The sequence below is a fragment of the Okeania sp. SIO3B5 genome, assembly GCF_010692555.1.
GTDB lineage: Bacteria > Cyanobacteriota > Cyanobacteriia > Cyanobacteriales > Microcoleaceae > Okeania.
Window position 1 is genome coordinate 1 of record NZ_JAAHHG010000384.1, and the last position, 9,796, is coordinate 9,796.

At 37.1% G+C, this 9,796-nt stretch carries 8 protein-coding genes; 3 read left to right on the plus strand and 5 right to left on the minus strand.

From position 1 onward, the window contains the following. From F6K54_RS32690 to F6K54_RS32710, 5 genes are all read right to left on the minus strand, one after another. Positions 1-1,417, minus strand: a 1,417-nt coding sequence (locus tag F6K54_RS32690; protein ID WP_293087353.1) for a leucine-rich repeat domain-containing protein, incomplete at its 3' end; no start/stop codon positions are given. 1,271 nt (positions 1,418-2,688) lie between these two features. Continuing rightward, complete coding sequence (locus F6K54_RS32695) at positions 2,689-3,771, minus strand: bifunctional heptose 7-phosphate kinase/heptose 1-phosphate adenyltransferase (protein ID WP_293087356.1); 1,083 nt, start codon at positions 3,769-3,771, stop codon at positions 2,689-2,691. A gap of 980 nt (positions 3,772-4,751) precedes the next feature. After that, complete coding sequence (locus tag F6K54_RS32700) at positions 4,752-5,291, minus strand: PleD family two-component system response regulator (protein ID WP_293087359.1); 540 nt, start codon at positions 5,289-5,291, stop codon at positions 4,752-4,754. Positions 5,292-5,444: 153 nt separating this feature from the next. Next, entirely contained in the window at positions 5,445-6,254 is an 810-nt protein-coding gene (locus tag F6K54_RS32705) for a transposase (protein WP_366558299.1), read from the minus strand. Then, the gene (locus F6K54_RS32710; RefSeq protein WP_293087364.1) at positions 6,251-6,658 is read right to left on the minus strand and encodes a hypothetical protein; all 408 of its coding nucleotides are present in this window, start codon (positions 6,656-6,658) and stop codon (positions 6,251-6,253) included. Before F6K54_RS32710 ends, F6K54_RS32705 begins: the two co-directional genes overlap by 4 nt. Positions 6,659-7,084: 426 nt before the next feature. Between F6K54_RS32710 and lipA the strand changes: the two genes are divergently transcribed. The 3 genes from lipA (at position 7,085) to F6K54_RS32725 (ending at position 9,465) form a co-directional block, all read left to right on the plus strand. Then, positions 7,085-8,044, plus strand: coding sequence for a lipoyl synthase (lipA, locus tag F6K54_RS32715; RefSeq protein ID WP_293087376.1), 960 nt, complete (start codon positions 7,085-7,087; stop codon positions 8,042-8,044). A gap of 801 nt (positions 8,045-8,845) precedes the next feature. Next, a complete protein-coding gene (psaX, locus tag F6K54_RS32720; protein ID WP_202222484.1) occupies positions 8,846-8,935 on the plus strand; it encodes a photosystem I protein PsaX in 90 nt (29 codons plus the stop codon). A gap of 269 nt (positions 8,936-9,204) precedes the next feature. Further along, the gene (locus F6K54_RS32725) at positions 9,205-9,465 is read left to right on the plus strand and encodes a hypothetical protein (protein WP_293087378.1); all 261 of its coding nucleotides are present in this window, start codon (positions 9,205-9,207) and stop codon (positions 9,463-9,465) included. Positions 9,466-9,796 lie beyond the last annotated feature (331 nt).

The window sequence follows — 9,796 nt, forward strand, 5'->3', positions numbered from 1 at the left end:
AACTAATATAGTTACGACTATCTTTTTCTAATACTTCACGGACTTTTTTCCATGTCTTCGGAAGGGCACTGCCAATATGAGGTAAATTACTGATGTAATGTTGGATATATGTTTTAATTTTTTCTAATCCTCGGTTAGTTGCAAGATTAGTAGCTAAGATTTCTTTGATATTAGAAAATTGACCTTGCAATGCCCGTTGATTAATTTCTCGTTTCCGTTCTTGTTTCTCATTTTTGATAATTAATAAAGGACTATTACCGCTCAACAATTCTGCTATATTCAGCCAATAATAAAAATCTGTATCTTCTTTACGAGTATCAGCCACAAGAATATATAGGGAGCGTTTAGTCAGAAAAAATTGGTGAGTAGCATGATAAATTTCTTGTCCGCCAAAATCCCAAATATTCATCTGAAAATCATGTTGATTTTTTGTGGGAAAATTCCACTGATGAACTTCAATTCCTTTGGTTGTATCTTCTTCTTGGAGTTGATAGTCTGGGTTTTGAATTTTGTTAGCTAGAGTAGTTTTACCAGCGCCACCTTCTCCAAGAATTAGTAATTTTGCTTCATATAAATAATCTGTTCCTTCTTCTTCATTTTGTCGGAAATATTCTCTAATTGCTTCTATCCCTTTTTGAGCAATTTCTATTGGTGGAGTTTCCAAGGGATTATGTCTTAAATCAAGCTGAGTTAAATTGGTAAGTTGAGAGATGGATTCCGGTAGAGTTGTTAATTGATTATTCTCTAAATCAAACTCAGTTAAATTGGTAAATTGAGAGATAGATTTCGGCAGAGTTGTTAATTGATTCCGACTTAAAATAAGCCTAGTTAAATTGGTAAGTTTAGTGATGAATTCCGGTAGAGTTGTTAATTGATTCCAACTTAAATTAAGCATAGTTAAATTGGTAAGTTGAGAGATGGATTCCGGCAGAGTTGTTAATTGATTATCATATAAATCAAGCATAGTTAAATTGGTAAGTTGAAAGATGGATTCCGGCAGAGTTATTAATTGATTATCATATAAATCAAGCATAGTTAAATTGGTAAGTTGAGAGATGGATTCCGGTAGAGTTGTTAATTGATTATCATATAAATCAAGCATAGTTAAATTGGTAAGTTGAGAGATGGATTCCGGTAGAGTTGTTAATTGATTACCACTTAAATAGAGCCTAGTTAAATTGATAAGTTGAGAGATGGATTCCGGCAGAGTTGTTAATTGATTACCACTTAAGTTTAATACTTCTAGCTGCTCTAACTCCCAAACCTGAGTAGGAATTTCAGTTAATTTTTCATCATCTCTGCTCGAATAGTCATTACTTAAGTTTAACTCCTTAAGTTTGTTATCTTTAGCAGCTTGTATTCTTTCTCGAAAACGTCGTGGTATCTGATTCTGCTTATTTGTTTCAGGAGAAGTCATAACTCAATAAAATAATTTTTACCATCACCATAATACCTACAAAGACAAAAATTGATTCTCCGCAACCATCAAAACTTTCTTACTTCAACCAAACCTACAAAAAATTATGATAGATAACCACCCCACCCTTTAGCTAGAAATTTTATCAGCATTTCAGTCATGTGCTAGAATACCTTTTTAGTAAAAATCATATAATAGTAAATAGATTAAAAAACTAAAACGTTGTAGTTTTCAGTACCTGATTTCTAGAGGCACCAATAATCGCTCTGCAAAGTTTTAGCTGTGGAGCGTCCAGTAGAACCCGTCCCTACTGGATTGTTTCATCTTAAATGGTGCGTTAGAAAATGGGGGAGGTGATAGGGCGATGGGGTGATGCAGTATCAGTAATACGAAAAAAGCGCTCTGCAAAGTTTTAGCTGTGCATCCATCCGTGCATCCGTGGCAAAATCCGTGTCTTGCCCTAACTTCTCTAAAGCACTATTTTAGCTGAAACAGTCCACTACTATTGCTATTGCAACATTTTAGGCGTGTCATGCCACTAGATGAAAAAACTAAGACGTTATAGTTTTCAGTGCCTGATTTTCCACCACCACAATAGAAAAACTAAGACGTTGTAGTTTTTAGTGCCTGATTTATCACCATCACAAAAGCTATAACAAAAGAAAAACTAAGACGTTATAGTTTTCAGTGCCTGATTTTCCATCACCACAATAGAAAAACTAAGACGTTATAGTTTTCAGTGCCTGATTTTCCATCACCACAAAAGAAAAACTAAGACGTTATAGTTTTCAGTGCCTGATTTTCCACCACCACAATAGAAAAACTAAGACGTTATACCAATTTGAAAAAAGAATGTTACGAATAATAAGGGCAATTAAAATACTTTATAGGAGATGTCTCTTAGACAAAAAAGATAAATTCAGACCTAAAAACTGCTATTAAAGCTATTCCCATACGACTCCTGACTCCTAAGAAATATCCTAGCTATTTGTAGCAAACATTTATCAATTTGGTATTATACAGGACTTACGCAGAGGCATCACATCTAGTGAGGGCGAATGCCATTCGCCCTTACGTATAGTGGTTTAACGGTCAATTTGCGTAAGTCCTGGTTATAGTTTTCAGTGATTGATTTTCCACCACCACAAAAGCTATAAAAACAGAACTTTCTTAATTCAACCCAACTTACAAAAAATTCTTATACTTTTACTTCTCCCCCGCTCCCCTACTCCCCCACTCCCTCACTCCCTCACTCCCCTACTCGTTAAACTCTAACTAACCAATGCTTGCAAAGCCTCCCTAAGTTCATCCACCGTTGTAGTTGCAGTACCAAATATACGCACTACCAAACTAGCAGCCAAATTCCCCAAAACAGCCGCCTCCCAACTAGAAGCACCCATACTCAAAGCCAAAGTCAAAGCAGCAACAACCGTATCACCAGCACCAGTAACATCAAAAACATCTGTCCGGTTAAAAGCTGGAATATGCCAACAATAAATCGGAATATTGCCAGTACCAGAAAAAATAAAAGAAGGTGAAGGAGAATTAGAACTATTCACGCGATCGAACAGACTCATCCCCTCCTCACCACGAGTAATCAAAATTTGCTCTGCATCCGTTAACCTCAAGAGGTCAAACCCTGCCTGATATAGAGTCTCAGAATTAGTAATAGCATATCCAACTGCTTTCTCCGCTTCAGGAAGATTAGGAGTAAACAGAGTAGCACCCTTGTAACGTTGTAAATCTTTCTGAGTATCCACTATAGTTCTCTGTGGATGAGATATAGCCGCCTCTATAACAGGAGCAGTCAACACACCATCTCCATAGTCCGAGCAAATTACAGCATCTACCGTAGCAACTCGTCGTTGAATATACTCTGCCAATTGTAATTGCAAATCAACTTCTGGCAGATCATCAGATTTTCGATCTACCCTAACAATTTGTTGAGTTACAGACTGACGAGCGTGACCAGAAATTCTAGTCTTAGTTACCGTCGGGCGGTTTGAGTCAACCAAAATTCCAGTAGTATCAACTCTAGCTGCTTCAAAAATACGACGCAGTGCTTTACCTTGCTCATCCTTTCCCAACAAACCTACAACCTTAACTTGAGCGCCCAACTTAGCAAAATTATAAACCGCATTAGCACCCCCACCAGGTACTTGCTCCGTAGTTTCGTGACGCAGAATTAATACAGGTGCTTCACGAGAAATACGCTCCACCTGACCAGTCATAAATTCATCCAGGGTTAAATCTCCCACCACTAAAACCTCAACCTGAGAAAAACCTGCAAGTAAATCAAATAGTCTAGGTGTAGCAGCTTTTAGTTGAGTAAGAAATTCTGAATCTAATACCATAATTTATTTTTCTTTAAGTCAAGAAGTTATATCATCTCCGGTTAAACAGTTATAAAATAAATAACGACGGAGGAGTCAGGAGTCAGGAGTCAGGAGTCAGGAGAGAAGAAAGAAGAGCAGGAGAAGAAGGAGAAAGTTTTTTTGTAACCGCATAATCAATAACCAATAGATATCTCCGGAAATTAAAAATCAAATCAATTCCGATCCATAAATAAATTGCCAATTATTTCTCCCTGTTCCCTCTTTTCTAAAGATGTCTAATATTTAGGGCTTGCTGATTAAATCTAAAAGTATTGACTGATAATTGGTTTTAGCGTTTTAGAGTTGAAAAAAGTACCAGCTTTTCGGTGGAAAGAGCTGCAAAAAGCTAGTATTTTGGGATGATGATGGCAGAAAAATTGAGAGACAATTCTTACCGAATTATTAATTATTAATTATTAATTATTAATCATTAAATGATTCTGGTTTAAAGCCTCCCCTTTTAAGGGGAAAAAAAGAAATAATATCTCCTTAGATTCAATTCCGTAACAGTTTTAACCAGAGGTAATTATCAATTATCAATTATCCATTATCAATTATCAATTATCAATTATCCATTATCAATTATCAATTAATGAATCCTACCTCCTTGCTCATTCCCCGTTCCTCCTGTCTCCTGTCTCCAGTATAGCTGTCTCCTACAAAGAGCAAAAAGACTTTCCATACGCAAACCCTATTTAGGGCTTGCTGATTAAATCTAAAAGTATTGACATATAAAGGTTGAGCGCATTTTTTAGTTAAAAAAAGTCCAAGCTTTTAGGTTGTAATGGTTCAAAAAATTAGCATTTTAGGCGCATAGTTGCGCAGAATAATTCCTTGATTCTTCTTCCTCCTACCTCCTCTATAATTCCCATTTCTCCTGTCTCCTGTCTCCTGTATAGCTGTCTCCTACCCTTACCCATAAGACTTTTTCAGCAAACCCTATTTAATCACTAATTTCACTACTTCAATTTTTGCTTGACAATAGCCACAAGTTGAGCCATTTGCTTTTTCAATGCAGCAATTTCACCTTGCATTTTCTTAACTTGAGCTTCCAACGCTTGAATATCGCCAGAACCTCCACCCGCAGCAGGAACTTCCATTTGCTCGCTTGGGCGTTTTTTGGCCAAATCAAAAGCAGACTTAATAGCTGCAGTTAGTTCTTTTTTCTCAAAAGGTTTTTCTAGAAAAGCAAAAAAATGTTTCTCAAAAGGTTCAGGAATTTTATCTGTCACCTCTTCTTTACGACCTGACATTAATACCAATGGAATCTTCTTTAGTTGAGTTTGGGATTGAATTTTTTGGAACACCTCCCAACCAGTAACCTTTGGTAGTAAAAAGTCCAACATAATTAAATTCGGACGTTCCTTAATAATAAATTTCAGTCCCTCTTGGCCGTCCTTTGCCTCAATAACATTAAAGTTTCCTTGGGGAAGCATTTCTTTGACTCTTACCCTAATAACTTTACTATCATCAATAACTAAAATTTTGTGTCCTGCCACGACTAGCTCCTCCAGTTATCAGTTAGTGTTTCAAATTAATCTTATCTTTGACCTGCTTCATAAAACCGATATAAAATGCCTCTCTTGGTGCCCTACCAGGTGCGTCTTGCACCGACGCGGGGTTGCACCGCATAATTAGTGACATTTTAATGTTTACTTCCTGCTTCCACCGGAACTGTCGGCAGCACTCCGTCCACAGGCATCAACGGTCAAGCCGACCGCATTTCTTGAGTGTGTCTTACATTCCGAGGAAACCTCGCCAATTAACACTCGCTTTCTTAAATTAATTGAGGCATTCAAGTCTCGGTCAATGGATAGACCGCAGAAAGTAGGTATAGGTAGAACATCGTCACCTAGAAAACTAGCCTTGCTGGTATATGACTCTTCTGTTTCAACAAACTTAATCCCGTACTCAAGGCACAGTTGTTTAACTCGTTCTTTAAGTTTAGCTGTGGGAATTTGTACGAATGATTGTGTTGTTTTACCTAGCCGAGACTCTTGTCTTTGTCCTTGATTCCATCCAAAAACAACTGTACCAATTTGGTTTTCAATACAGTGGTTAATAACTAACCTTGCAGCTTTGTTAACTGCATCTCTCATCTGACGGTTGCGCTTTTCTGTGATCTGGGCTAATTGCTCATCCCAATAACCCTGGGGCTTACCCTCTTTGAGTGTGGAAACCCGTTTGTTATACCACTGATTCAGGCTTTTCACCTTGCGTCCATCAATAATCAAGCTAGTACCAACGTTAGAAACACAACTTAACCAATTATTAATTCCGGGGTCTACACCCAATACGTTCTTAGGGTTTAACTTGTGTTTAATTACAATCTCTTTTTGATAAACAAACTCTAGATAAAAACATCGATTACGTGGTAATATCCGCAGTTCTTTAATATCTGAAAACTGTAGATTAGATGGCATTGGTATTAAAAAGCTGTCTAATTTAAACCATCGTTTTATAGTTCCAGAGGAATTCTGATATTATTTCCAACAAGTCTTAAAGCTTGCTTGGGATAAATCACCATTGCTAAACCATCTTTCTTAGGATAGCTAGGAATCCTTGGTTGAAAATGCAGATTGCCTTTTTTGTATTTTTTGTTTAACTCTTTAAATGACTTAAAAGATTCAGCGACAGACCTTAATATTTGCTGTGCTGCCTGTGAATGCAAAACTGACACATGTTTATTTGATTTGTACTCTTTTTCTAGGTCATACTTACCAATTATTTTTTGGGATTTGAAAAACAATTGACGACCATAATAAATACCACAATTAGCTAGCTTGTGGGATTGAGAACAAATAAACTCCAGAATTGATTTTAAGTCATAATCGGGCTTGATTAGATTTTGCTGACAACCATACAAATAAATCACCTCCTTAATATTATGAATTATCCCATTTTTATGTATTTGTAATATTAATATTATATGGAGACAACGGTATTTATCCCCCAGTATCCGTTTTCATCCCCTCTCTAAAGAGCTATGCTTTATAAACATCTTTACTTAATATCAAACTTGACAAAAGATAGAAGTTATGTATTAGCCATTCAATGCGTATTCTGGGAGAGTAAACGTATTCAATGAGAGGCTTTTTTCCCCCATCTCTCCATCTCCCCATCCCCCCATATACAGCAGCAGAAGTTCCTTATAAGGGATAGCTCTAAAGAGTAGCGGCTTTCAAAGTCCCGCTAGTGCTTTTGTAATCATCCATAAAGATTGCTAAATCATGGCTTCTACATTTATCTTTTCTAATAGATAAGCGCACAAAGTTGTTATTTTTAATTTTTTATGGCTACAAAAAATGGTCAATCAATATCAACTCAGGTTAATACTTCTGAGATGAAAGCCCAAATTCAGAGTATGCCAAAATGGCTGCGTCCTTCTTTGGGAAAAGCTAGTGATATTTCTACTGTACAAAAAATTATAAAGCAGCGTCAGCTCCATACTATCTGTGAAGAAGGTCGCTGTCCTAACCGAGGCGAATGTTATGCTCAGAAGACAGCTACTTTTTTATTGATGGGTCCTACCTGTACACGGTCTTGTGCTTTTTGTCAAGTGGATAAGGGTCATGCTCCGATGCCTTTAGATCCAGAGGAACCACAAAAAGTAGCTGAAGCTGTGGAATTGTTGGGTTTGGAGTATGTGGTATTGACTTCTGTTGCTAGGGATGATTTGCCAGATGGCGGTGCTAGTTGGTTTGTCGCAACAATGACAGCTATTAGACAACGAAACCGAGAAACGAAAATTGAGGTTTTAACTGCTGATTTTTGGGGTGGTCAAGATGGACTTGGGGTTGAGAAGTTATCTGTTTCTCTAGCTGAAAGGCAAAAGCAACGGATAAAGATAGTTATAGATGCTGAACCTGCTTGCTATAACCATAATATTGAAACTGTACGACGATTACAAGGCCCTGTGCGTCGTGGGGCAAAATATGAGCGATCGCTTGATGTGTTACGGATTGTTAAGGAGTTAAACTCTAATATTCCTACTAAGTCAGGGCTAATGTTGGGACATGGAGAAACGAAAACTGAAATAATCGAGGCCATGGCAGATTTGAGAAAAGTAGGATGCGATCGCATTACTTTAGGCCAATATATGCGGCCTTCTCTAGCCCATTTACCGATACAAAAATATTGGACACCAGAAGAATTTGAGGAGCTTGGAGCGATCGCTCAACAAATGGGCTTTTCTCATGTGCGTTCTGGCCCTTTAGTGCGTAGTTCTTATCATGCTGGAGAAGGTGTTTAACCCACGTTCGGTACCACAAAATGTAGTATGGAAGAAGGAGTCAGGAGTCAGGAGACAGGAGACAGAATTTTAGAAGAAAATCATAGCTGCCGTGATTGAGTAATCATGTATAGCAAGTATTTATCCCACCCATACGCACTTCAAGTTGTAACATGAAAATTAGTATAAAATCCGTAGCAAACTTAAGTATTTATACTATATAAACTATCTTCATTTACCTCAATCGAGAGTCAAATTCTCAGTGAAATATTGAGCATAAATACTTACTGAATCCTTGACTCCTATTGACCACTATAATTTACTTCTTACTTTTGACTTTTGAATGCATGACTTTTGACTTATATTTTGTACTACATTTTGTGGTGCGGAATGTGGGTTTATGCGTAAAAAATTTACTCGGAATTTGATGAACTAAAAAAGTAATTGAGATGATTTACATAGTATAAATACTTACCAAGCTACAGATTTATATACTACTTTTAATAATACGCTCTTGAAGTGCGTATGGGTGGGCAAGAAGTAAAAAGAGAACAAATAATTTCCTATTCTTTAAATGTTTGTATAATATTGAATCAATTGTATGATAGGATTTTCTTGATCCCAAAAAAAGGCGGTAGGTCTCATCGTCTCTGTCTGCGGAGGGTTAAGTAGTTGCACTCCCTGTGTTTCGCTCCGCGACATATAACGCGCAGCGTTGCGCCAGCAAAACAGAAAGCCCTATCTGTGAGGTTGGGAAGCCCACATCATAATCTTTAATTTGATGTAGGAGAACGTCACTATAAAAATGGAGAATAAATTTAGATGAAATATTCTTTTCGTGCAAGTTGGGCTTTATTACTATTGGCTATCAACTTGGTTGTTGCGGGCTACTATTTCGGTATTATCCAGTAGTCTTCAAGCTTTTATTTAGCTAGAGCGTCGATTCATCTCACACCAAATTTTCAATTATGGTGTGAGATGAATCGACGGTAAATTAATGGGACTCGATGTCCCATTAATTTACAAATTTTATGTTATGATAGACTCAAGCTGGTTTGAGTTAACAACCGCCAGTGATCAACCATGAAAATCAAATAAGATATGGGGTGAAATCCCAGAAATCCTAGTAATCCGTTGGGAATGTCAAATCCGATGGCGGCGCTAGGTGAGCAGCTTTTTTATTGGCCAAAAGGGCGGCGGGGCATCCCGTCCTTAAAGCTCGTAGAGTCCGACGGGGTACTGAGACTGCGAAACGAGAAGCCCACACTATAGCTTTAGCGAGCGTGTGGGAGTATGTCACCAAATCTGTGCCACTCTTGGGATACTCTATTCTTGAGAGTGGCACTTTAATGAAGTCAGAAGTCAGAAGTCAGAAGTCAGAAGTTAGAAGTTATTTTTGTAAGGGGGATTTTGAGCAACTCTCCAAAAATATTTCTCCTTAAAATGCGGGGTTGCGCGACCCAATTACTTTGATAAAGATACATCTACGATTTTGAGATAAAAAGTTAATTCTGTGATTTTCTCCTAATAATCAACCTCAAAAACAGTATTGTAAAGTTTTATTAATTTTATAGAAAAACATAGAAAAAAAACTAAAAATATCTTAGATTGGGAAAGGAAAGCAGAACAGGTCGTTAAATATTTAAAGGAGGGATAATGCAGTTAGTAGAACGTACTATTATTAAAAAAAATCATCCCAATTATAAATCACTTGATGCTCTAGCTTTCTTGTCTAAAAATCTTTACAATATAGCTAACTACATAGTTAGACAA

Coding starts and splice junctions, on each gene's coding strand:
- psaX (WP_202222484.1), top strand. CDS start 8,846: ATGAAATATTCTTTTCGTGCAAGTTGGGCTTTATTACTATTGGCTATC.
- F6K54_RS32695 (WP_293087356.1), bottom strand. CDS start 3,771: ATGGTATTAGATTCAGAATTTCTTACTCAACTAAAAGCTGCTACACCT.
- lipA (WP_293087376.1), top strand. CDS start 7,085: ATGGCTACAAAAAATGGTCAATCAATATCAACTCAGGTTAATACTTCT.